At 67.0% G+C, this 22,539-nt stretch carries 21 protein-coding genes and 1 pseudogene; 15 read left to right on the top strand and 7 right to left on the bottom strand.

What is annotated here, in order from left to right; all coding sequences use genetic code 11:
- Positions 1-41 precede the first annotated feature (41 nt).
- Positions 42-1,532: an alpha,alpha-trehalose-phosphate synthase (UDP-forming) gene (locus AWC08_RS29525; RefSeq protein WP_065132972.1), complete on the bottom strand. Its 1,491-nt coding sequence runs from the start codon at positions 1,530-1,532 to the stop codon at positions 42-44.
- Positions 1,532-1,696: a hypothetical protein gene (locus AWC08_RS35955; RefSeq protein ID WP_142283886.1), complete on the bottom strand. Its 165-nt coding sequence runs from the start codon at positions 1,694-1,696 to the stop codon at positions 1,532-1,534. Before AWC08_RS35955 ends, AWC08_RS29525 begins: the two co-directional genes overlap by 1 nt.
- Before the next feature lie 121 nt (positions 1,697-1,817).
- Between AWC08_RS35955 and AWC08_RS29520 the strand changes: the two genes are divergently transcribed.
- The 5 genes and pseudogenes from AWC08_RS29520 (at position 1,818) to AWC08_RS29505 (ending at position 6,277) form a co-directional block, all read left to right on the top strand.
- The gene (locus AWC08_RS29520) at positions 1,818-2,753 is read left to right on the top strand and encodes an enoyl-CoA hydratase (RefSeq protein WP_069435272.1); all 936 of its coding nucleotides are present in this window, start codon (positions 1,818-1,820) and stop codon (positions 2,751-2,753) included.
- A gap of 53 nt (positions 2,754-2,806) precedes the next feature.
- Entirely contained in the window at positions 2,807-3,640 is an 834-nt protein-coding gene (locus tag AWC08_RS29515; protein WP_085088625.1) for an SDR family oxidoreductase, read from the top strand.
- Between the two features lie 263 nt (positions 3,641-3,903).
- Positions 3,904-4,713 (top strand): annotated as a pseudogene (locus AWC08_RS38765) (cellulose binding domain-containing protein); the annotation flags it as partial.
- 138 nt (positions 4,714-4,851) lie between these two features.
- On the top strand, positions 4,852-5,463 hold the full coding sequence (locus AWC08_RS38760) for a GH12 family glycosyl hydrolase domain-containing protein (protein WP_216640311.1): 612 nt from the start codon (positions 4,852-4,854) through the stop codon (positions 5,461-5,463).
- 28 nt (positions 5,464-5,491) lie between these two features.
- Entirely contained in the window at positions 5,492-6,277 is a 786-nt protein-coding gene (locus AWC08_RS29505; protein WP_065135698.1) for an SDR family NAD(P)-dependent oxidoreductase, read from the top strand.
- Between the two features lie 78 nt (positions 6,278-6,355).
- Here the strand turns inward: AWC08_RS29505 and AWC08_RS29500 are convergent, their stop codons facing one another.
- Positions 6,356-7,936, bottom strand: a complete 1,581-nt coding sequence (locus AWC08_RS29500; protein ID WP_065135699.1) for an LCP family protein — start codon at positions 7,934-7,936, stop codon at positions 6,356-6,358.
- A 267-nt stretch (positions 7,937-8,203) separates the two neighbouring features.
- Between AWC08_RS29500 and AWC08_RS29495 the strand changes: the two genes are divergently transcribed.
- On the top strand, positions 8,204-8,878 hold the full coding sequence (locus tag AWC08_RS29495; RefSeq protein WP_069433977.1) for an LppP/LprE family lipoprotein: 675 nt from the start codon (positions 8,204-8,206) through the stop codon (positions 8,876-8,878).
- A gap of 51 nt (positions 8,879-8,929) precedes the next feature.
- Positions 8,930-9,667: a DUF2510 domain-containing protein gene (locus AWC08_RS29490; RefSeq protein ID WP_069433983.1), complete on the top strand. Its 738-nt coding sequence runs from the start codon at positions 8,930-8,932 to the stop codon at positions 9,665-9,667.
- A 1-nt stretch (position 9,668) separates the two neighbouring features.
- Here AWC08_RS29490 and AWC08_RS29485 read toward each other — a convergent pair whose 3' ends face one another.
- Positions 9,669-10,058, bottom strand: a complete 390-nt coding sequence (locus AWC08_RS29485; RefSeq protein ID WP_142283883.1) for an integrase — start codon at positions 10,056-10,058, stop codon at positions 9,669-9,671.
- Positions 10,059-10,298 (bottom strand): hypothetical protein, encoded by a 240-nt coding sequence (locus tag AWC08_RS29480; protein WP_065135705.1) that lies wholly within the window; start codon positions 10,296-10,298, stop codon positions 10,059-10,061.
- 78 nt (positions 10,299-10,376) lie between these two features.
- Here AWC08_RS29480 and AWC08_RS29475 point away from each other — a divergent pair, with 78 nt between their 5' ends.
- Together AWC08_RS29475 and AWC08_RS29470 are read left to right on the top strand one after the other, a co-directional pair.
- Entirely contained in the window at positions 10,377-11,558 is a 1,182-nt protein-coding gene (locus tag AWC08_RS29475) for a TDT family transporter (protein ID WP_065135702.1), read from the top strand.
- Positions 11,559-11,578: 20 nt separating this feature from the next.
- Positions 11,579-12,271: a GAP family protein gene (locus AWC08_RS29470; RefSeq protein ID WP_065135703.1), complete on the top strand. Its 693-nt coding sequence runs from the start codon at positions 11,579-11,581 to the stop codon at positions 12,269-12,271.
- An 18-nt stretch (positions 12,272-12,289) separates the two neighbouring features.
- On the opposite strand, the gene AWC08_RS29465 is transcribed toward AWC08_RS29470, so the two are convergent.
- Complete coding sequence (locus AWC08_RS29465; protein ID WP_083271190.1) at positions 12,290-15,517, bottom strand: patatin-like protein; 3,228 nt, start codon at positions 15,515-15,517, stop codon at positions 12,290-12,292.
- Positions 15,518-15,712: 195 nt separating this feature from the next.
- Here AWC08_RS29465 and AWC08_RS29460 point away from each other — a divergent pair, with 195 nt between their 5' ends.
- Positions 15,713-17,917 carry a serine/threonine-protein kinase gene (locus tag AWC08_RS29460; protein ID WP_065133310.1) on the top strand — a complete coding sequence of 735 codons (2,205 nt, stop codon included), beginning with the start codon at positions 15,713-15,715 and terminating at the stop codon, positions 17,915-17,917.
- Positions 17,918-17,929: 12 nt separating this feature from the next.
- On the opposite strand, the gene AWC08_RS29455 is transcribed toward AWC08_RS29460, so the two are convergent.
- Entirely contained in the window at positions 17,930-18,334 is a 405-nt protein-coding gene (locus tag AWC08_RS29455; RefSeq protein ID WP_065133311.1) for a hypothetical protein, read from the bottom strand.
- 190 nt (positions 18,335-18,524) lie between these two features.
- On the opposite strand from AWC08_RS29455, the gene AWC08_RS29450 reads away from it, so the two are divergent.
- The 5 genes from AWC08_RS29450 to AWC08_RS29435 all read left to right on the top strand — a co-directional run bounded on the left by AWC08_RS29450 (position 18,525) and on the right by AWC08_RS29435 (position 22,465).
- Positions 18,525-18,962 carry a hypothetical protein gene (locus AWC08_RS29450; protein ID WP_232007909.1) on the top strand — a complete coding sequence of 146 codons (438 nt, stop codon included), beginning with the start codon at positions 18,525-18,527 and terminating at the stop codon, positions 18,960-18,962.
- A 91-nt stretch (positions 18,963-19,053) separates the two neighbouring features.
- Positions 19,054-19,209 (top strand): hypothetical protein, encoded by a 156-nt coding sequence (locus AWC08_RS37215; protein ID WP_167544998.1) that lies wholly within the window; start codon positions 19,054-19,056, stop codon positions 19,207-19,209.
- A gap of 57 nt (positions 19,210-19,266) precedes the next feature.
- Positions 19,267-20,139 (top strand): alpha/beta fold hydrolase, encoded by an 873-nt coding sequence (locus AWC08_RS29445; protein WP_174900798.1) that lies wholly within the window; start codon positions 19,267-19,269, stop codon positions 20,137-20,139.
- Between the two features lie 74 nt (positions 20,140-20,213).
- Positions 20,214-21,683, top strand: a complete 1,470-nt coding sequence (locus AWC08_RS29440; protein ID WP_065133313.1) for a WS/DGAT/MGAT family O-acyltransferase — start codon at positions 20,214-20,216, stop codon at positions 21,681-21,683.
- A 2-nt stretch (positions 21,684-21,685) separates the two neighbouring features.
- Complete coding sequence (locus AWC08_RS29435; RefSeq protein WP_232007910.1) at positions 21,686-22,465, top strand: enoyl-CoA hydratase; 780 nt, start codon at positions 21,686-21,688, stop codon at positions 22,463-22,465.
- Positions 22,466-22,539 lie beyond the last annotated feature (74 nt).

Below are 22,539 nucleotides of genomic sequence, written 5' to 3'. Positions count from 1 at the left end.
GTAAAACAGCGATCCGATGGGAAAGCCATCGATTCGAACGCTCAGGTCCGCGCGCTCGGGTGCGACTCCGCCAGCGCGTCGAGAAATGAACGGGCCCAACGGTCTACGTCGTGGGCAAGCACCTGGCGGCGCATCGCGCGCATCCGGCGCCGGCCCTCTTCTTCGGTCTGGGTGAGCGCCGCCTCGATCGCGTCCTTGACGCCCTCCAGATCGTGCGGGTTGACCAGGTAGGCCTGCCGGAGTTCGGCTGCGGCGCCGGTGAATTCGGACAGGACCAGAGCGCCGCCGAGGTCGCTGCGGCAGGCGACGTACTCCTTGGCCACCAGGTTCATCCCGTCCCGCAACGGGGTGACCAGCATGACGTCACTGGCGACGAAGAACGCGATGAGCTCGTCGCGGGGGACCGGGCGGTGCAGGTAGTGCACAACCGGGTGGGCGACCTCGGCGTACTCGCCGTTGATATGGCCCACCTGACGCTCGATGTCGTTGCGCAGGATCTGGTAGCTCTCGACCCGCTCTCGGCTGGGCGTGGCCAGCTGTATCAGCACGGTGTCGTCCCGCTTGGCGCGACCTTCTTCGAGCAGTTCGTTGAAGGCTCGCAGCCGGACGTCGATGCCCTTGGTGTAGTCGAGCCGGTCCACGCCGAGCAGCACCTTGCGCGGGTTGCCGAGTTCGGCGCGGATCTCGCGGGCCCGGCGACGGATGTTGCGGGCCCGGGCGGCATGGTCGAGCGCGCCGGAGTCGATGGAAATCGGGAACGCGCCCACCCGAACCACCCGGGAGTCGTATTCCACCTCACCGAATCGCGACCGTACCCCGACCGAACCCCGGGACGTGTTGGCGCCGATCAGTTGCCGAGCGAGCACCAGGAAGTTCTGGGCGCCGCCGGCCAGATGGAATCCCACCAGATCGGCACCGAGCAGACCCTCGACGATCTCGGTGCGCCACGGCATCTGCCGGAACAGTTCGACTGGCGGGAACGGGATGTGCAGGAAGAAGCCGATGGTCAGGTCCGGACGCAGGGTGCGCAGCATTTTGGGCACCAGCTGCAGCTGGTAGTCCTGCACCCAGACGGTACCGTTCTTGGCGGCCGCGCGTGCGGTGGCTTCGGCGAAGCGGCGGTTGACGTCGACGTAGCGGTCCCACCATTCGCGGTGGTAGATCGGTTTGACGATGACGTCGTGATAGAGCGGCCACAGGGTGGCGTTGGAGAAACCCTCGTAATACTGTGCGACATCCTCGGCGCTCAGCCACACCGGATGAAGCTGCAGCTCGTCCTGGACGATCGGCTCCTCGTCCGGCTCGGTGACGTCGTCACTGACCAGGCCGGGCCAGCCGATCCAGGCCCCGCGGCGTTTGCGCAACAGCGGCTCGAGGGCCGTCACCAGTCCGCCGGGACTGCGCTGCCAGGCGGTGGTGCCGTCGGGCAACCGTTCCATGTCGACGGGCAGCCGGTTGGCGACCACCACGAAATCGGAGTCACCGTAGGCCGCGGACTTGGCCTGCGAGGCTCGGCTGCCTCTGGCAGCCATTAGTTGTCGTGCTTCGCCGGACCAATACCGAGCATGGACAAGAAGACGCGGCACTCGTCGGCGTCGGTGGCGTAGGCGGCGACGACTCGCCGGGCCTGGCTTGCGGTGCTGTCGGCCAGCGGTTCCACGTCGCCGATGTCACCATGGTCCGTTTTTGTGGGCATTGGACAATGCTAAGCCAAGTCGGGTAGTGACCCCTCGCGAGTCCGCCAACCCAGCGGCAACCCGCTTACATACTCGCCGTAATGTGTAAAGCCCAAGCCCGTGACAAGTGAGGTGGGCGTAATGACACTTTCGGATCAGACGACGGCTGGCTCGGACACATCTGAGACCCCTCAGATGGTGGTCTACGAAACTCTGGACGAGGGCCGCATCGCGCGCATCTGGCTGAACCGGCCCGACGCCCATAACGCGCAGAACCGCACCCTGCTGGTGCAGCTCGACGAGGCGTTCTCGCGTGCGGAGGCCGATGACACCGTGCGGGTGGTAATCCTCGGGGCGCGCGGGCGCAACTTCTCCGCCGGCCACGACCTCGGATCGGAGGAGGCTGTGCTGGAGCGCACGCCCGGGCCCCACCAGCATCCGACCTTCCGCTCCCATGGTGCGACGCTGGAGCCGATCGTCGAGAAGCTCTACCACCAGGAGTGGCACTTCTTCTTCGAGAACACCCGGCGCTGGCGCGATTTGCGCAAGATCACCATCGCCCAGGTGCAGGGCAACGCGATCTCGGCCGGCCTGATGCTGATCTGGGCGTGCGACCTGATCGTGGCGGCCGACAACGCCAAGTTCAGCGACGTCGTCGCGGTCCGGCTGGGCATGCCGGGCGTCGAATATTATGCGCACCCTTGGGAATTCGGCGCCCGTAAGGCGAAAGAGCTGCTGCTGACCGGTGATTCGCTGGATGCCGACGAGGCGTACCGGCTGGGCATGGTGTCCAAGGTCTTCCCGCTTGACGAACTCGAGGAAAAGACACTCGAATTCGCGCGGCGCATCGCCGAACGGCCCACCATGGCCTCGCTGTTGGTAAAGGCGTCGGTCAACGCCGCTGCCGACGCCATGGGCTTCACCGAGGCGCTGCGCCATGCGTTCCATGTCCACGAACTCGGGCACGCGCACTGGGCGGCCCACAACGAGAACAGATTCCCCGTCGGCCTGCCGCCCGACGTCGAGGACTGGCGCACCGCCCGGCCCACCAAGGTCGCCCGCCGCGATACGCCGTAGCGGCCATGGTTCCATAGTTGGAACCTGTTTCAGTTTCAGCGGAAGGGCCGGCAGTGCAGCTTTCTTTCCAGGACCGGACGTACCTGGTCACCGGTGGTGGCAGCGGTATCGGCAAGGCCGTGGCCACCGGGCTGGCCGACGCGGGGGCGTCCGTCATGATCGTGGGCCGCAACGCTGACCGCCTGGCCGGGGCGGTCGCCGAGATCGAGGGTCTGCAACCGTCCGGCTCGGTTCGCTACGAACCGGCCGACGTGACCAACGAAGACGAAGTTGCCCGTGTGGTGGCCGCCGCCACGGCGTGGCACGGCCGGCTGGACGGGGTCGTGCACAGTGCGGGCGGCTCGCTGACGATCGGACCCATCACCCACACGGATTCGGAGGCGTGGCGCCGCACCGTCGACCTGAACGTCAATGGCACCATGTACGTGCTCAAGCACGCCGCCCGGGAGATGGTGCGCGGCGGTGGCGGATCCTTCGTCGCGATCTCGTCGATCGCCGCCAGCAACACCCACCGGTGGTTCGGGCCGTACGGGGTCACCAAATCGGCGATCGACCACATGATGCGGCTGGCCGCGGATGAACTCGGTCCGTCGTGGGTGCGGGCCAACAGCATCCGGCCCGGCCTGATCCGTACCGACCTGGTGGACGCCAGCGTCATCCAGTCGCCGGAGATCAGCGGGGACTACGCCCTCTGCACGCCGCTGCCCCGGGTGGGCGAAGTCGAGGACGTCGCCAACTTGGCCATGTTCCTGCTCAGCGACGCCGCGAGCTTCATCACCGGCCAGTGCATCAATGTCGACGGCGGCCACATGCTGCGGCGTGGCCCGGACTACTCGTCGATGATGGAGCAGATGTTCGGCGCCGACGCGCTGCGCGGAGTGGTGTAGCGCAGCCCTACCGGCGTCTATTGAGCACGACCGGCGATTTATCGCGTTGTGCTAAGTAAATTGCCGCGATCTATTTTGGTACGCGCGTTGCGCATCGCCGATAATTTGTGAACTCCTTTGACACCGAGGGGTCGCATGTTCAAATAACGAGTTTTCGTCCACCTCGTGGACCAGCACATGTTACGGTCTGGCCGACGCGTTCGTTATCCGTTCGATATATGACCGTTATAAGCGAATTTGTCGGCTGATCTAAGGAATTAGACATGTCATATCTGGTTGTCGACCCGGAACTGCTGGTGGCCACGGCGGCGGATGTCGCCGGTATCAGCTCGACGCTCAGCGCTGCCAACGCCGCGGCCGCGGCTCCCACGACCGGCCTGGCGGCGCTCGGCATCGACGAGATATCCGCGGCCATCAACGGCTTTCTCAGCCTGCAGGCCAGGCAGTACCAGGCGATCAGTGCCCAAGTGGTGGCGGCCGTCAATGCCCGGATCGCGCAGGCGCTGAGCGCAGGGGCGCAGTGGTACGCGGGCACCGAGACCGCCATCGCCACCTCGTTGCGCGGTGCCGAACAGCAGCTCCAGGGCGTGGTCAGCCTGTTGACGGGTCGCCCGGCACCCACCACGCCGTCCACGCCTTCCCCGTCGACACCGACCGAGCCCACCACGCCCACGACGCCGACGACGCCGACGACGCCCACCACCCCGACCACGCCCACGACGCCGACGACGCCCACCACCCCGACGACGCCCACCACCCCGACCACGCCCACCACCCCGACCGGGCTGTCGGCGACATACTCCACGGCCTCGCAGTGGGATGGCGGATATATCGGGAAGTACACGATCACCAACGCCAGTGCCACCCCGATATCCAACTGGCAGTTGCAATTCACCATGCCCACCGGGTCGGCGGTGACCAGCGCGTGGGGCGGCCAGCTCGTCTCGACGGCAGCCCCGCAGTACAGCGTGACCCCGGCGAGCTACAACGCGACCATTGCGCCCGGGACCTCCGTCGAAGTCGGCTTCCAGGCTGCAAACACCGGCACCTACGCGCCTCCGACCAATCCGTTGATCACTGGCACCCCGGGCACCAGCACGCCGACCGTCCCCACCACCCCGACCACCCCGACCACTCCGCCTACCCTGCCCACCGGCGGGACCGTCATCTCCAACCAGTACGGATCAACGACGATCACCGGCGGCTACGTCGTGCAGAACAACGCCTGGAACAACCCGGGCGGTCAGGCCATCACCGTCAGCCAAACCGGCTTCACGATCACCACCGAGAACGGCTCGGCTCCCACCAACGGGGCTCCGCTGGGGTATCCCTCGGTCTACGCCGGGGTGCACTACGGCAACGCGTCGACGGGCACCAACATGCCCATCCAGCTCGGCCAGATCAACAGCGCGACCACCAGCATCGACTACAACTACGTGCCGACCGGTACCTGGAACGCCTCCTACGACATCTGGCTGGACTCCACCTACACCACCACCGGAGTCAACGACCAGGAGATCATGATCTGGTTCAACCACCAGGGCCCGATCCAGCCGGTGGGCGCCCCGGTGGGCAGCACCACCATCAACGGCAAGACGTTCACCGTGTGGGACGGCAGCAACGGCCAGAACAACGTCATGTCCTACGTCGCCAACCAGCCCATCGAGGTGTGGACCTTCGACGCCATGGACTTCATCGACCACACCGCCACGATGGAGCCGATCACCGACTCCTGGTATCTGACCAGCATCCAGGCCGGCTTCGAGCCGTGGAACGGCGGCGTCGGCCTGGGCGTCGACTCCTTCTCGGCGACAGTGAATTGAGGCTCCTGGCCCGCGCTACGCTTCCGGCATGAAGCGACTGGACGGCCAGCGGATCCTGGTCACCGGCGCCGGGTCCGGGATCGGCCAGGCCACCGCCCTGCGCCTGCTCGACGAGGGGGCCACTGTGGTGGGCGCCGACATCGTGGTGGACGGCCTGGTCGCCACGCGGGACCGGGCGGCCGAGTCCGCCGAGCGATTCACCACCAGCGTCATCGACGTCGGTGACGAGCGCTCGGTCACCGCGGGGGTGCGCGGCGCCGTCGACACCCTTGGTGGGCTGGACTCTCTGGTCAACGCCGCCGGCATCCTGCGCGCCGCGCACACCCACCAGACCAGCCTCGAACTGTGGAACAGCATCCTCACCGTCAACCTGACCGGGACGTTCTTGACGGTCCGCGAAGCGTTGCCGGCTTTGCTGGACAACCCGCGCAGCACGGTCGTCAACTTCAGCTCGACCTCGGCGAGCTTCGCTCACCCGTACATGGCGGCCTACGCGGCCAGCAAAGGCGGCGTCCAGGCGTTCACGCACTCACTGGCGCTGGAGTACGCCGCGGCCGGTCTGCGCGCGGTGTGTGTGGCCCCCGGCAGCATCAAGTCCGGTATCACCGACGCCACCGGCGGCTACATCCCGAAGGACGCCAATTGGTCGCTGTTCAGTCGGTTGATGCCGATCCTGCCCACCACGGAGAAGTCCAGCGGTGCCGGTATGGCTGACCCGTCGGTGATCGCCGGCGTCATCGCCATGCTGGTGTCCGAGGACGGCAAGTTCATCACCGGGACCGAGATTCGCATCGACGGCGGCACGCACGCCTAACGGCGCGAGCAGACGCGTAAGCCCCCATTTCCTGCGGAAATAAGGGGCTTATGCGTCTGCTCGCCCCAAGCGTCCGAGCTAGTTCACGCAGGGCACGCCGCCGCCGTCGATCGGCTTCCCCTGGTCGGGCGTCGGGTAACTGGTGTAGGTGCCGTTGTAGTAGTAGCCGGTACTGCTCGGCTTGGTGGTGGTCGTCGTCGTGGTGGTGCTTGTCGAGCTCGTCGTATCCGACATCTCATCGGCGGCCGGCATGGAGAAGTTGGTGTCCACGGTCACCCGGATGTGCCCGGGCGCAATCGAGGAATCCGGTTGCTTGGGCGCGTCGACGCCGAGCAGGGTGGCCATGTTCTGTGCGTCGGCTTCCGCGCCTATGCCGTACTGAATGGTGGTCGTTGACGGGTCCCCGGATTCCCGGTCGCGAACCTGTCCGGCGGTGTAGCCGCGCTTCTTGAGCGCATTGGACACCTGGGTCGCCAGACCGCTGATGCTGCCGGCATTGACGACGTCAACGATGGTCGAGGGGTTTGGCTTGGCGCTTGTGGTGCCTGGTGCTGAGGTCGGCGAATCCGCTCCGAGGGCCGCCGCGACCTCGGCCTTGATCGCCGCCGGGTCGATGATGTTGACGTCCTGACCGTCGATGTTGTCGTAGCGCACCACGGGCAGCGTGCGGAACTCGACGTTCCCACCGGCCAGCTCGCCCATCCGGCGGAACAGCGCCTCGTCCCAGCCGGCGGACAGCACGACGTCCTTGCGCGCGACGGCCATCAGGCTGTTGAGCCGGTCGAAGTTGGTGAAGGTGCCCGAGTCCTGCAATTCATGCATGACAGATGACAGAAAGGCCTGCTGGCGGTGGGTGCGGTCCAGGTCGCCGTTTTCCAGGCCGTGCCGTTGCCGGACGAAGGAGAGCGCCTGCGAGGCGTCCAGCCGTTGGCGACCGGCCGGGAAGTCGGCCCCGGAATACGAGTCGTAGACGGGGTGGTTCAGACACACCTCGACGCCGCCCAGGGTCTGGGCCAGGTCGTAGAAGCCGGCCAGGTTGACCTCGGCGAAGTAGTCGATGGGAACCCCGGTGAGGCTGCGTACCGCGCGCAGCGTCGCGGCCCGCCCGGCTTCGCGGCCCCGTGTCTCCAGTTCGTGCTGGGAGCTGACGCCCTGGTTGGCGAGCTGATTGGCGACGTACTGCTTGGTGAGCCCGTACGCCTCCTTGATCTTGATGTGGTTGTAGCCCGGAACGCCGTTGAAGGGCACCCAGTCGTCACGCGGGATGGAGAACGCGACGACCTTCCCGTCCGCGCCGACGTGCACGACGATCAGGGTGTTGGTGTTGTAACCGCCCTGATCGGAATCGCCGGCGTGTAGATGCTTGAGGATCGACCAGGGCAGGTCGTTGCCCTCCTGGTCTTTGCGGGAGTCCAGCCCGATCAGCAGGATGTTCATCGTGTTGCCGGTGGACCGGGGGTCTTCGGCGGTCAGGGCCTGCGAAATGGTGATACCGCCGAGCGCGCCGTGCGCCACGTAGTAGCCCGCGCCGGTCATGCCCAGCGCCACCGCCGACACCAAGGTCATAAAGCCCCGCGACAGTCGCCGCCGCAGCTGCGAAGGCCGCTTTGATGCACGTTGATTCTTCTGTAGGCGGTGTGCGCCGCCGGAACGCCCCACTAGCGGCCCCGACCAAACACCAGCTCACCGGCCGGCGCCGGGCCGGCGGTTTGCGGTGCGGTCGTTCGGCGCATGCCGTCCAGTATGCGGTAGCTTGCTGCGAACCCCCCAACAAAAAGTTGCTGATGTGGGCAGATTCACCTGGACACGCCGCCCGTAACGGCGTCGCTAAAATGTCGCTACCAGCGGTTTCAGGCTACAATCCGCCAAGTTCGGCGGGCGCGGTGTCCCGTTGGCCGACGATCCGATCGGAAAGGCTTGTCAGGGATGGTTGCTGAGGAGGTCGACCCGGACTGGCCGCCCCCGGCATACGACCCGTCCGACGACCTGGACACCACCCGCCCCGGCACGGGCGGGCTTGCGCCGGGACGCACCGTCTGGCTGGTTGTCGCGCTGGTCGCGCTGGTGTGCCTTGCCGTGGTGGCGGTGTTCGCCTTCGGCGGCGACGACAAAGACCCGCGCGCGGCCAGATCGGGGCCATCCTCGAGCGCCGCCGCCCCGGCACCGACCACCGGAACCGCGTCGCCGACCGCATGCGGGCCCGACGAAGCCACGGCGCTGTCCGCGGCGCTCGGTCAGGTGCCACCGGACCGTAAGACCGGCAAGCCCTGGGATCGCAACGCGTCATCCAGCAACTACAACGCATGCGCGGACCTGTCCGCGATCGTGGTGACCGTCCAGGACGGCACCAGCAGCTCGCCCGACCTGGCCCTGATGTTTCACCGCGGCGCTTTCGTCGGAACGGCCACCCCGCGGGCGTACCCGTTCACCGAGCTGGAGGGCCCGGCTTCGACCAACGACATCGTCGTCCTTACCTATCGGACCCAGCAGAGCTGCTCCACCTGCACCGACGGCACTCTCACCACGGTTGGATTCCAGTGGAAGGGTGACAAGGTGCAGATGCTTGACTGGCCACCCGAATCGATGGATTCGCCGCCTTAACGGCGCCGTGATGTGCAGCCCCCACTTCCGCCGACCGAACGGAGCTTGACCGTGCCGACTGCACCGCCGGCAGGCTGGTACGTCGACCCCGACGGCTCGGCGGGTCAGCGTTACTGGGACGGTGAGCGCTGGACGACGCACCGGCGGCCGAAACGTCCGGCGCCGCCGGCTGGGGTGCGCCGGCGCTGGGGTGCCCTGCCGGTTCCGCTTCGGGTCGCGCTGGTGATCTCGCTGGTGGTGGTGCTCGCCGGTGTCGGATGGGCGCTCTTCACGGACTCCTCGCGCGATGATTGGGCCGGCCTGCCGAACCGACTGACGTGCGAGAGGCGGGATGGGCCGAAACCACCCGAGGGCATCACGGTGTCCGGGGTCGAGGTCAAACATCCCCGAAGCAGCGTGCTGCAGCTGACAATTCGCTTCGCCAAGCCGCTGCCGCCGTCGCCGACGGGGACGCAGTCCAGCAAATTCGTCGGGTATGTCCTGATGTACAGCGTCGCCAACAACGACGGCACTGGTGCCAAGAAGTTCGCCCAACTCGGACCCGAACACGGCAGCGACGACCTGGCCATCACCAGCACTCTCGCCGCCGAGGGCAACGACTCACGGGTGCGGCCGGACCGGGACACCAACGCCCGCAGGGTGGCGCCGGACACCATTCAGATCCTGCTCGACCTCACGCGGCTGGGCATCGACAACCAGCCGGTACGGCCGGAGCTGACACTCGACGCTCAGTTCGACACCCCGTCGACCACGACCGTCCGCTTCGCCACGCAGGTGTGTACCGGCTGAATCAGCAGTACTGGTAGTCGATGTGCCAACGGCCGTTGACGTAGTCGGCCACGAAGTGGCCGCCGAGCTGGGGGTTCGAGTCTTTGATGTTTCCCGATCCCCCGCTGTTCGGAGTGAAGCCGGGTGGATCCCAGATGACCGACTGCGGGTTGGCCGTCAGGTCGGGGGTGCACCCCGCCTGCTTGGCGACGTAGCCGTCGATGACCCGTCGCTCGGCGGTGGTTTGGTCGCCGCCGTCGGGAGCGGGATCCGCCGGGCACACCGAGCCGACTCCGCAAATGCTCTCCTGAGCGGTGACGAGCGCGATATCGGTCACCGGGACCGACGCGATGGCACCGCCGATCAACATCGCCGAGACGACCAATGCTGCTAGGCGCGCATGTCCTGCCATTCAGCGGACCCTCTCGATTTCCTCGCCGGACGTGTAATACAACGGGATATTCGAACCAGTAACACTTTCGATAAGGAATACGCCGAACGGCTCGACTTCGTAGAAATAGTGTACGTCGCCATTGGCGTCGACCGCGGTGGCGCAGGAGCGGCCCGGGGCCCCGCATCGTTGCTTGATCGGCATGGCCAGGGCAGCGATCACCACCAGTACGGAGATTCCGATGACCAGCGGCTTTGTCATCGAAGCGCGGAACCTCGCCATAGCTGCACCCCCGGGAGTGTAGGCGGTGACCGACCATCGGCAGTAGGTTGCTCAGCTATGGCCACCCCCAGTCCGGACGACGCGCCGCCGCTACCGAACGAGTCGCACACCCGCGTCGAGGTCCTGGGCAACATCGGGCCCAACTGGTTCGCCTCGGTGATGGGCACCGGCATCGTCGCCATCGCGGGTGCCACCCTGCCCGTGCACGTGCCCGGGCTGCGGGGGTTCACCTCGGGTGTCTGGGTGCTCGCGGCGGCCCTGCTGGCGATGCTGATCGTGTTGGTCGGCGGCCATTGGCTGCGTAACCCGACGGTGGCGCGCACCCACGCCCGCAACCCGCAGATGGCCCACTTTTACGGCGCGGCGCCGATGGCGTTGATGACCGTCGGCGCCGGCGCCGTGCTGGTGGGTAAGGACCTGATTGGCCAGCGCATCGCCGTCGATTTGGACTGGGTGCTGTGGACGGCGGGCACGGTCGGCGGGTTGTTCACCGCCGTCAGCATCCCGTTCCTGATGTTCACCCAACTGCGCGTCGAGCCCGACGCCGCATTCGGCGGCTGGTTGATGCCGGTGGTGCCGCCGATGGTGTCGGCCGCGACGGGCGCGCTGCTGCTGCCGCACATGCCGCCGGGCACCGGCCGCGAGACCATGCTGTACGGCTGTTATGCGATGTTCGGCCTGTCCCTGATCGCCTCGCTGAATATCATCGCGATGATCTGGAGCCGGCTGGTGCTCTACGGCACCTCCGGCTCGGCGCGGGTGCCGACGCTGTGGATCGTGCTGGGTCCGCTCGGTCAATCCATCACCGCCGCAGGGCTTCTTGCGACGGCGGCGGCAACCGGTGCCGTCGGTCACCAGCTGGCGGAGGCGATGGACGACTTCGCCGTCATCTTCGGCGTGCCGGTGTGGGGGTTCGCGGTGCTGTGGATAGCGCTGGCCACCTCGCTGACGGTGCGCACGCTGCGGCGCGGTATGCCTTTCGCCCTGACGTGGTGGAGCCTGACGTTTCCGGTGGGCACCTTCGTCACCGGCACCTCCCAGCTGGCCGCGCACACCCACCTTCCGGCGTTCAAGGTGGCGGCTGCCGTCGCCTATGTAGGACTGTTGCTGACCTGGGTCCTGGTCACCGTCCGCACCGCGCGTGGCAGCCTGCGCGGCAACCTGCTCACCCTGCCGCCGAGCTCGGCTCCGGTCAAAGCCCGCAAAGAAGACCCGATCGCGCGCGCACACCCGGTTTGACGGGTGATGGCGCGCGTTCAATGCGAAGATTGCTGCCCGTGACAGGAAATTGGGGCACGCTGCTTGCCACGCTCATTCCGCTGGCTCTGGTCATCGCGGTTTCTCCGCTGACGATCATCCCGGCAGTGCTGGTGTTGCACGCGCCGCGGCCACGGCCGACGAGCTTGGCCTTTCTCGGCGGTTGGATGCTGGGACTGACGGCGCTGACCGGCATCTTCGTCGCCGGATCGGGCCTTTTCGGCGGTTTGCACAAGTCCCCGCCGGGCTGGGCGTCCTGGTTGCGTGTGGTGCTGGGTTCGGCATTGATCGTGTTCGGTATCTATCGGTGGGCGACCCGCCACGGTCACGGCGAGGCGCCGCGGTGGATGCGGGCGTTCGACACCATCACCCCTCGGCGTGCCGGGATCACGGCGCTGGTGCTGACGGTGGTGCGGCTCGAGGTGTCACTCCTGTGTCTGGCGGGCGGCTTGGCGATCGGCACCAGTGGGCTGGGGGTCGGAGGCAAGTGGCTCTTCGCGGCGGTTTTCGTCGTTCTGTCCGGGTCGACGGTGGCCATCCCCATCCTTGGCTATGCCAGTGCCGGCGAGCGGCTGGATGAGCCGCTGAACCGCTTGAAGGAATGGATGCAGCAGAATCACGCGGCGATGCTGGCCGCCGTCCTGGTGCTGATCGGTGTGATGGTGGTCTACAACGGGATCAGCGCGCTGAAGTAACGCGGCGCTCTAGCGCAGTCACCGTCGGCCGGGTCTGGCGACCGCCGCCAGGGTGAAGGCCAGCCCGATCACGCCCACGGCGGCCAGCGGGTGCCACCACTGAGCACCCAGCCAGTAAGCGTGGGCACCTACCCAGCCGGGATGGGTCGCGTCGCCGAACAGCCTCTCGCGGACCGCTGGCGCAGCCAATGAAAGTGTCGCTCCCACAAGCGTTGTCGACAACAACGCGAACAGCGCCCGGCCGGAGAACTGCCAGGTGCCCAGGACCACCAGGTAGGCGCCGACGCCCGCCGCGGCGAGCCCCAGCCCCCCGAATGTGCCGGCCGACGCCATCGCGGCTGCCGTTCCGAGAACCAGCAGCACCGCGCCGGCGATCAACGTCCACTTAGCCACGCCGCGGGTCAGCGACACCACCCGGTATCCACCGAGCGTCAGCGTCCGCAGTGTGGCCAGCGGCGGCTTGACCACACCGGGCACTTGCCGGATCGAGCCGGCCGCCCCGGACGCGGTCGCCGCCGCCTTGGACACCGTATGGGCCATCAGCGGCGAACCCCGGTCACTGACGAAGGTCTCGCGGGCCACCGGATCCTCGTTCAGCAGAGCGTATTTCGCCGGGCCGGGCTCGGCGGCCAGGACCTTCTTGGCCCACTTTCGCGAGGTCGCCGGACTCCAGTCGGGCCGTTCGCCCGGCTCGGTGTCAATCACCGTGGCGGCCAGTTCATCCAGCTCTTCGTCGAGGACGTGCTGCTGCCACGCCTGCGCCAGCCACAGCGACGTCCGCGGCAAGCTACTCGGCACGGTCGCGGACGCGTCGTCGAGGAAGGCCAGTTCGGCCAGCAGCATGTCCTCGGTCAGCCGCTCCGATTCCGTACCGCCGACCGCAAGCCGATAGCCGGACTTCGGGAACGCCGGCGCGCCAAGCTCTTTGAGGCGATCGAGGAACCATCGCGCGCCGCTGCCGGCACGTTGCGCATCGTCGCCGGCGCGCTTTGATGGCGCCGCTCCTCCGCGCAACGCTTCACGTTGCGCATCGTCGCCGGCGCGCTTTGATGGCGCCGCTCCTCCTCGCAACGCTTCACGTTGCGCATCGTCGCCGGCGCGGTGGCTCACCATCCACCGCACCCGACGTGGGTCCAGCAGCGCGTGAACCAGCCAGCCGGCGCCGTCGAGCCGACCCCACATCCAGTCGTTGGCCCGCCACGACCGTTTGTAGAACGCTCCGAAATGGTGGAACTGCATACCAGTGAGCTTCTGCTGAGCGGTCTGCCAGTCCGGTGCGAGCAGGCTGCGCGAATCGGCGCTCACCTGCACGAGCTCCACCGATTGTTCGATGTCGGCCTCAGCGGGAAGCATCGCACGCTGCGTCGCGGCCAGGTCGAACAGCGCCACCGCGGTGGTCTGCGCATCAGTCGCCTTGTCCAGATACCGCAGATAGGTGTGCAGCCGGCCCTCCCCGTCCCCGGCGGCTGAGCCGTTGGACGCCAGCCTGGACAGCGTTGCGAAGCTGCCGAACAGAACTCGGCCGAGGTTGCTCCAGCTGTCGGCGGGCACCGTGATCTGCTGCAGATAGTCCGCGGCGATCAGGGCGGCCGCGCTCGTCAAGGACCCCTGCCGGACCGTGGCATTGGTGCATACGGCGCGCACCAGCACACCGAGATCGACCGGCGCCGGAGGCGGCCACGCCGCATGAATTCCGCGGGTGAGTTCGGCCAGTGCGGCGACATCGGCATCGGACCGGGCCTGCTCGTAGGCGGCCAGCACGACTGCCAGCGCGCAACTCTTGCCAAGGTCGTACGCAGGTTGCCCGAACCGGGCCAGGTCGCTGGTCCCTTGCGGCAGTGTCTGATGATTCGGCAGAGTCCAGCGGCTCACGATCGCCCCGGTGATCCGGCGCCGGCACGCCCGGTCGGAGTCACCGCCGACGGCGAGCTCGGGTTCCCAGTTGCGCGGAATGCTCTCGGCGAGATCACTGGGCGCTGCCGGCGCGGGCGGCCACGTACCCAGCTGGCGAAGAAACGCATCCGTCAGCATCTGTGCGAGCCGGGTGGCTTCCCGGGCCGCATAGTCGGCGAGCAGGCGAGCGGTGAGCAACCGCGAACCATGCGGCAGCGTCGCCGCCAGTTCGGCCAGTCGCAGCTTGGTGTCCGTGCGCGCTTCCATCCGGTCCTGATGGGCCCGGATCGCGCGCAGGTCGGCAGCGATCGACTGCGTCGTGATGGCGGCCAGGTCCTTGAGCAGTCCGTCGACCAGTCCCGGTGGCGCATTGACGTCGTCGGGAGCGGGCTCGGCCACCAGGTCCGGTGCCGGCCCGGCGGACGGCACGACGAACAGCAGCACCCGTCGCACCGGACGCCGGGCAGGCCGGTCGAAGATGCGCTTGAGCAGCACGTCGATCGGCCGGTTGTCGAGCAGGCCCCCGTCCGCGGCCCAGTGTGGCCGGGTGATGTTCGTGAACGGCGCCATCGCCGGCCGCGCCGGCACCTTCCCGGTGGCCGGAGTGCCCTGGGTGAAGGGCAGAAATGACGGTTCGAACGCGATAGGGAAGGAGGCGGAGCTGCGCGCGGCCAGCGCCAGGGCCGAAACGGTGCCAGGCCTGGCCAGGTCGTCCTCGGTAAAGGTGAACAGCCCGCGCCGGTCGACGTCCTGGACGAGGGTCCCGAAGGAGTCGGTGAACCGGCTGGCCTCGCCGGTCAGCAGCGTCGTCGTCACATACAGCGTGGTGGACGGGGCGCGCGCGCCGTGGGGAAACTCCGCCGGCGGAAAGGGTCCGGTAGCCAACTTGGGGATCTGCGTAGCCAGTGCGGCGAACATCCGCTCGTCGCCGTACAGCAGCGACGGGGTGTACTTGTCGCGCGGGTCGCGCAGTAGGTCGGTCAGGGCTCCCAGGTCGAGCCAGAGCTCACGCAACCCGCCCAGGTCCGCCCCCGACACTCGGGACGACGCCAGCAGCGCCGCGTTGATGCCGCCCGCGCTGGTCCCGGACAGGATGTCGACGTCGACAATCACGTCGAGCAGATCGATGAGGCCCGCGTAGAGCCGCAGCGACGCGGCTGCCTCATCGCCGAGGCTGCTGTCGGCGGGGAACGGGCCGCCCTCCCGGCGCCACTGCGACGCCTGCGCGAGCAGGTTGATTTCGCGGGCCACCCCGGCCATCCAGACGGCCAGGCTCACCCCTCCGGTCATGGTGGTCGCAAGGCGCAGTTCCTGCGTCAGTTCGGTGACCGGTGACGGTGTAGCGAATGTCATGTGCGCACCCCCTGGACCTACATCGGGAGTTCCCGGCTCCCCGTTTCAGTCTGCGCTTGTCCAGCCGTGCCGCGCCTGGCTATCCCGGCGTCAATCGTTTCGTGATTAGCTAGGCAATACTGCCGTGCATCCCCGCTGGTGCGGCTTTAATGTTTTTGCTGAGTATCCACCGAGACTTTCGCTGAGGGGGGCGGAGTGCAAGGTACGACATTCGGCCGCTACCAGTTCATCGAGTTGCTGGGTCGCGGCGGTATGGGTGAAGTGTGGCGTGCCTACGACACCGAGACCCAGCGTGTCGTTGCGGTGAAAGTGCTGCCCGCCAACCTTGCTAACGACCCGACGTTCGAGCAGCGTTTCCGCCGGGAGGCGCTGGCGGCGGCCGGGCTCAACGACCCCCATGTGGTGCCGATCCATCATTTCGGCGAAATCGAAGGCCGCTTGTATGTCGACATGCGACTGGTCGTCGGTCGCGACTTGCAGGCCATCATCGCCGAGGGCCCGCTCGACCCCGAACGCGCGGTCAACATCATCGAGCAGATCGCCTCGGCGTTGCGCGCCGCCCATCGGATCGGCTTGGTGCATCGCGACGTCAAGCCGTCCAACATCCTGGTCACCGAAGACGATTTCGCATATCTGATCGACTTCGGCATCGCCCGCGCCGCCGGCGATTCGCATATGACCGGCACCGGCAACGTCATCGGCACCTGGGCCTACATGGCGCCGGAACGCGTCACCACCGGCCAGACCGACCCGAGCGGCGACACCTACGCCCTCGGTTGCGTGCTGCACGAGTGCCTGACCGGCAGCCAGCCCTTCCCCGGCAACAGCCTCGAGCAGCAGATCGGCGGACACCTCAGCCTGCCGCCGCCGCGCCCGTCGGCCATCCGGCGCGGCATACCTGAAGAGCTCGACAATGTCGTGGCCACCGCGATGGCGAAGACTCCGCAGCAGCGCTATCCCACGGTGACCGACATGGCCGCGGCCGCCCGGGAAGCCGTCACCGGGACCCGGCCGATTCCGTTGCGCCGGCCCGAACCCGTGCAGCAGCGAACTCAGCTGGCGCCGCCGCCCAAGCACCCGCCGCCGGGTCCGCCGCCGCCGAGGCAGCCTCCACAGCGGCGCGGTGGCCCCGGCTATGTCGACCCGTCGCAGCGTCGGCCGCCGCCCGAACCGCAACGGCGCCCTGCGCCGGAGCCGACTCCGTACCGCCAGCCGTCGGACCCGAAGCTGTACCGGCCGCCCGTGGAGCCCAGCCCGCAGCGGCCCGCCACCGACCCGACCCAGCGTCGGCCCAACCTCGATCCCCATCAGCCGCGCCACCCCAACGAAGAGCCGACCCAGTTCCGGGTGAGCGGGGAGCCCGCACCACCGGCCGCCCCGCCGTCGGCGTCGGAAACACCGCCCGCCAAACCGGGCAATAAACGCCGCACCCCGTTGATCCTCGCGGGCGCGGGGGTGTTGCTGGTGGTCATCGCCGTCGTCGCCGGCATCGCGCTGAGCGGCGGAAACAAGAGCGGCGACAAGCCGGCGACCGATCATTCGGGCACCGGCGAGAGCTTCGCCGCCCCGAGCAACGGTGGTCCTTTCACCGGCACGTATACCGCCGACTTCGGCCCGAAGCTCTCGCTTGCCGGCAAAGAAGTGGCGAATTCCGAGCCGCCGGCCAAGGAGACCTGGGTGTTGCGGTCGGCCTGTACCGGCAACAACAACAGCGGATGCGTGGCGACCGCGCAGCGTACCGACGGGCCGTACAACCACACCCCGAAGCTGGTGTTCGACGACGTACGCGGACGCTGGATAGCGGTGGCACTCGAGGGCGGCAACTGCAACGACAAGCCGATCGAGAAGTGGAACTACGTCTGGCTGCAACCGCACGCGGACGGAACCATGGTCGGTGAATGGATCACCGATTCCCTGGATTGCTACAGCAAGCGGTCAGTGACATTCACCCGGGTCGGAGACGGCGACCTGGCCGACCTGCCCGACCCCGCCGAGCAGTCCGCCCGCGAGATCTCCCCGGCACAGGCGCTGCACGGCTTCTACCACTTGGTCACCACCTACACCGGGCCCAACGCGCCCAAGCCGCAGGAAGCGGACTACAACGTCGACACCATCTGTCTGCGCACCGGCGATCGTTGTCTGAGCCGGTTCGTCCGCAACGGCAGCAGCGGCACCCAACTGTTGTTGTTCGCCAACAACGTGTGGACGCGGGACGACGAGTATGACGCGTCTTGTCCGGCGGGCGGGACGTCGCACGTCAGGATCAAGGGCACCTTCCCGCTTCCGGAGCCGCAGCAGGACCCGATCATGGTGCTGACGGGCAGTGGCACCAAGGACGAGTCGGGAAGCGCCTGCAAAGGTGGACCCTACGACATGAAGTTCAACCGCACCGGCGGGTGATACCCGGTCGTCTCAGGACACGATGTTGGCCTGGACCAGGTTCTCAACCGCGTCCGCGCAGCCCCGGATGAAGTCGGGACCGGTGAGTTCCGGTGTGTCCACGACGGACTGGGCTTCATTGGCGCACACGGCAGCTATGCGGCCCGAAATGTCGATGTCTTCCAGAGCAAATCCCTCGGCGCGCATGCGGCTGGCGAGGATCTCGTAGTCGGTGAACGTCTGGTGGTAGCCGAGCTGATAGGCCGGGCTCGAGTTGCCGGCGCCGTCGGCGCGGGCGGTTTCAGCGGGGTCGGCATTCGCGCTGCTGGCCGCCATGACCGCTGCTCCTACCGAAGCGACCGCCAGGATCGTCAGCCGCCTGACGATGGGGCGCTTCGAAGACGACTGGGTGCGGCCGTCGCCGGAACGGTTCTGCATGGTGCCTCCCGCTGTGTGGTCCAGTAGTGGTCTGTCGTGCCGAAATCAAATCCTTGCTAGCAATATATAACATCTAGTTCCAAAAATGAAACAGTATGAGCAAAAAAAGTTAGAAGATCCGATCCGCGGTGCACATAGATCGCTGTAGGGCCCTTTGACTGCTTTCTGGCCGGGAGGTAGCGTTTTTGAGATGCCCAGGACGAACAAGGCCGGCAAGGACCTTCGCCGCGTCCTGGAGTGGTTGCTGAACCGGGATGTCCCCGACGGCGAAATCGGCGCGGCCCTCGACCTCGCAAAAGCCACCTACTCGCGGCGCAAAGAAGCCGCCGATTTTCCCAGCTACGCCGAGTTGATCGCGGTGGGCGAGGCCTTCGGCCTGTCTGCCCGGGTTCTGCAAATCGCCTTCGGCTGGCGCGGTGAGGACGAGCTGGTCCTGCTCGACACCGACGAGATACGGCAGTTCATGGACCAGGCCGGCGCGGCTTTGTTCGCCAACGAACGCGTCCGTCGCTACATCGAGTCACGCACGGACGGCGGCGACTACCCCCTGGCCAGCGTGGTGCTGAAGATGGGCGAGCCGCACGTGAAGTCGGACCCGGTTGTTTTGGACGACGGGCGCGACGGGTAGGCATCCGTAAGGCCCCGGCAGTGTCATGACGAGGCGCGCGGGAACGTCGAGGCCGTCATGGACACGCCACTACCAAGAACGGAGGCCGAGGATGCGCGCTGAAGAGGGCGACGAAAGCGTCAAGGACTATGCCATCGAGGGTGAGCAGACGCTGAACAGAATCAACGATTCACGGCGGTCCACGGGCAATCCGTTGGCCCGCATCGGCCGGCGCCTGCTGAAGCTGTTGCCCGGTTCGCGCGGCTGATCCGCGACCACCCCGGCGGCGACGCCGTCAGTCGGGCGGGCCTTAGGATCGCCACTGATGGCCATCGAACCCGAGCCGTTCGCCACCGAGGGGGCGGGTGGCGTCCGCATCGTCGCCGATCGCCACGGTGATCCGGCGGCGCGCGCGGTGGTTTTCCTGCACGGTGGTGGGCAGACCCGGCGGTCCTGGGGCCGGGCGGCCGCCGCCGTCGCCCGGCGCGGATATCAAGCGGTTACGGTCGATCTGCGTGGTCACGGCGAATCGGACTGGTCCAGCGACGGCGACTATCGGGTCACCAGCTTTGCCGCCGACGTCGTCGAAGTGCTGCGCGGCCTGCCACCCCAACCGGTGTTGGTGGGCGCCTCGCTGGGCGGGTTCACCTCGATGCTGCTGGCCGGCGAGATCGCGCCGGAACTCGCCAGCGCCGTCGTGCTCGTCGACATCGTGCCGAACATGGAGCAGTCCGGGGCGAACAGGATCCACGCCTTCATGTCGGACCGGGTCGAATCCGGGTTCGGGTCGTTGGAAGAGGTCGCTGATGCCATCGCCGAATACAACCCGCACCGCCCTCGCCCTACCGACCTCGAGGGGCTGACCACCAATCTGCGCCGGCGCGGTGATCGCTGGTACTGGCACTGGGATCCGCAATTCATCAGCGGCACAGCGGCTTTCCCGCCGTTCGAGGTCACCGACGCCGACCGCATGCATACCGCCGTCGCGGCAATCCTGCGAAATGGGTTGCCCATGTTGCTGATTCGGGGCCAGATGAGTGACCTGGTCAGCCAGGAACGTGCCGAGGAGTTCCTGGCCCGCTTTCCGCAGGTCGAGTTCGCCGACGTCCGGGGTGCCGGGCACATGGTCGCCGGTGACCGCAACGACATCTTCGCCGGAGCCGTGCTCGAGTTCCTGTCCCGTCATATCGGTGACTGAAATCGGTGGGTCCATAAAGCTGAGTTTGGGCTACGGTCACATCACGCCGTGAATCGCCAGACAAGGAGTAGTCCGTGAGCAAGACCGCCCGGCGGCTGGGTCCGCAAGACATGTTATTCCTCTACGGCGAGACCTCCAGCACGATGATGCACGTCGGTGGGCTGATGCCGTTCACCCCGCCTCCTGACGCACCGCGCGACTTCCTGCGCCAGCTCGTCGACGAGAGCAAGGCCAACGACGTCGTCGAGCCGTGGAATCTCAAGCTCAGCCATCCCGACCTGCTGCTCAGTCCGATTCAGTCGTGGGTGTATGACGACAAGTTCGACCTGGACTATCACGTCCGGCGCTCGGCGCTGGCCAGTCCCGGTGACGAGCGTGAACTCGGAATCCTGGTGTCGCGCTTGCACAGTAATGCGTTGGACCTGCGCCGCCCGCCGTGGGAGATGCACTTCATCGAGGGCCTGGAGGGCGGACGCTTCGCGATCTACGTCAAGATGCACCACGCGCTGATCGACGGCTACACCGGGCAGAAGATGCTGGCCCGCAGCCTGTCGACCGACCCGCACGACACCACGCACCCGCTGTTCTTTAACATCCCGACACCCGGCCGGGTCTCGGCGGTGAAGGCGGATGCCGGCGGCGGTATCGCGGGCGGGCTGCTCAACAGCCTCGGCGGTGCGGTGGGCAACCTGGGTGGTGTCATCAGCGGGGTGGGCAGTGTGCTCGGTTCCGTCGCGGGTGCGGGGCGGTCCACCTTCGACCTCACCAAGGCGCTGGTCAACACTCAGCTGCGCAGCGACAACGAGTACCGCAACCTGATCGGCTCGGTGCAGGCTCCGCACAGCATCCTGAACACCCGAATCAGCCGCAACCGCCGCTTCGCAACCCAGCAGTACGAACTTGATCGACTGAAAAAGATTGGCTCAGTTAATGATTCGACCGTCAATGATGTCGCGCTGGCCATCTGTGGCGGCAGCCTGCGGCGATTCCTCGACGAGCTGGGGGAGTTGCCCGGAAAGTCGCTGATCGCGATGCTGCCGGTCAACGTCCGCCCCAAGGACGACGAGGGCGGCGGCAATGCCGTCGCCGCGATCCTGGGTTCGCTGGGCACCAATATCGCCGACCCGCTGGAGCGGTTGGCGGCGGTCACCGCGACGACCCGCATGGCCAAGGCCGAACTGTCGAAGATGAACAAGGATGCCATCCTCGCCTACACCGCGGCGTTGATGGCGCCGTTCACCATGCAGGTGGCGAGCGCGCTGAGCGGGGTGAAAACGCCACTGCCGCACGCTTTCAATCTCTGCATCAGCAACGTGCCCGGCCCGCAGGACGTGCTCTATCTGCGGGGCAGCCGGATGGAGGCGTCGTACCCGGTCTCACTCGTGGCGCACAGCCAGGCGCTCAACATCACGCTGCAGAGTTACGCGAGCACGCTGAACTTCGGGTTCATCGGTTGCCGCGACACGCTGCCGCACCTGCAGCGGCTGGCCGTCTACACCGGCGAGGCACTCGACGAGTTGGAGGACGCCAGCTCCGGCGGATGACTATGACGGAAAGCAGCTTCGTCCGGCTCGGTCACCAGGCTGGCGTGTCGACCATCGAGCTGATCAATTCCAAACCGTTGAATATCATTGGCAGCCCCGCTATTTCGGAGCTTACCGAGGTGTTGCACACGGCCGGACAGGACAGCGAGCTGCGCGTCGTCGTGTTGCGCGGCTCGGGTGAGAAGGCGTTCATCGGCGGGGCCGACATCAACGAGATGGTCAACCTCGACCAAGCCAGCGGTGAAGGGTTCATCCGGCGGTTGTCGGGCCTGTGTGAGGCGATCCGCGAATGCCCCGTTCCGGTCATCGCCCGTCTCGCCGGCTGGTGTCTGGGCGGTGGACTGGAAGTCGCGATGTCCTGCGATCTGCGGATCGCCGAGTCCGGCGCCAAGTTCGGGATGCCGGAGGTCGCCGTCGGCATCCCCTCGGTGATCCATGCGGCGCTGATGCCGGCGCTGATCGGGGCCGGGCACTCGGCGTGGATGCTGCTCACCGGCGAAACGATCGACGCCGGTACGGCTCTCAGCTGGGGTCTCGTGCACGAGGTGGTCGCGCCCGACGAGCTCGATGCCCGCGTTGCGCAGCTCACGACGAGGCTGAGTGGGTTCGGGCCGGCTGCGGTCCGGCAACAGAAGCGGCTGCTCAACAAGTGGTTCGAGATGTCGGTCCACGCGGCGGTCGAAGACAGCGTGCAAGAGTTCGGAAGGGCGTTTCTGACCGGCGAGCCGCAGCGACATATGCAGTCGTTCCTTGACCGCAAGGGCCGAAAACCGCAGGCGTAACCGCGCACTCATCGTCTGTTCACGCAATTTCCCGATACGCGCTCTTTTTGCCGCGCGGTTCGCGATGATGACCC

It is taken from the genome of Mycobacterium gordonae (assembly GCF_002101675.1).
Classification (GTDB): domain Bacteria; phylum Actinomycetota; class Actinomycetes; order Mycobacteriales; family Mycobacteriaceae; genus Mycobacterium; species Mycobacterium gordonae.
Note: the sequence above shows the minus strand (reverse complement) of the source record. Positions and strands in the feature narration are given on the sequence as shown.

Coding starts and splice junctions, on each gene's coding strand:
- AWC08_RS29525 (WP_065132972.1), bottom strand. CDS start 1,532: ATGGCTGCCAGAGGCAGCCGAGCCTCGCAGGCCAAGTCCGCGGCCTAC.
- AWC08_RS35955 (WP_142283886.1), bottom strand. CDS start 1,696: ATGCCCACAAAAACGGACCATGGTGACATCGGCGACGTGGAACCGCTG.
- AWC08_RS29520 (WP_069435272.1), top strand. CDS start 1,818: ATGACACTTTCGGATCAGACGACGGCTGGCTCGGACACATCTGAGACC.
- AWC08_RS29505 (WP_065135698.1), top strand. CDS start 5,492: ATGAAGCGACTGGACGGCCAGCGGATCCTGGTCACCGGCGCCGGGTCC.
- AWC08_RS29495 (WP_069433977.1), top strand. CDS start 8,204: ATGGTTGCTGAGGAGGTCGACCCGGACTGGCCGCCCCCGGCATACGAC.
- AWC08_RS29485 (WP_142283883.1), bottom strand. CDS start 10,058: ATGGCAGGACATGCGCGCCTAGCAGCATTGGTCGTCTCGGCGATGTTG.
- AWC08_RS29480 (WP_065135705.1), bottom strand. CDS start 10,298: ATGACAAAGCCGCTGGTCATCGGAATCTCCGTACTGGTGGTGATCGCT.
- AWC08_RS29475 (WP_065135702.1), top strand. CDS start 10,377: ATGGCCACCCCCAGTCCGGACGACGCGCCGCCGCTACCGAACGAGTCG.
- AWC08_RS29470 (WP_065135703.1), top strand. CDS start 11,579: ATGCGAAGATTGCTGCCCGTGACAGGAAATTGGGGCACGCTGCTTGCC.
- AWC08_RS29465 (WP_083271190.1), bottom strand. CDS start 15,517: ATGACATTCGCTACACCGTCACCGGTCACCGAACTGACGCAGGAACTG.
- AWC08_RS29455 (WP_065133311.1), bottom strand. CDS start 18,334: ATGCAGAACCGTTCCGGCGACGGCCGCACCCAGTCGTCTTCGAAGCGC.
- AWC08_RS29450 (WP_232007909.1), top strand. CDS start 18,525: ATGCCCAGGACGAACAAGGCCGGCAAGGACCTTCGCCGCGTCCTGGAG.
- AWC08_RS37215 (WP_167544998.1), top strand. CDS start 19,054: ATGCGCGCTGAAGAGGGCGACGAAAGCGTCAAGGACTATGCCATCGAG.
- AWC08_RS29445 (WP_174900798.1), top strand. CDS start 19,267: ATGGCCATCGAACCCGAGCCGTTCGCCACCGAGGGGGCGGGTGGCGTC.
- AWC08_RS29435 (WP_232007910.1), top strand. CDS start 21,686: ATGACGGAAAGCAGCTTCGTCCGGCTCGGTCACCAGGCTGGCGTGTCG.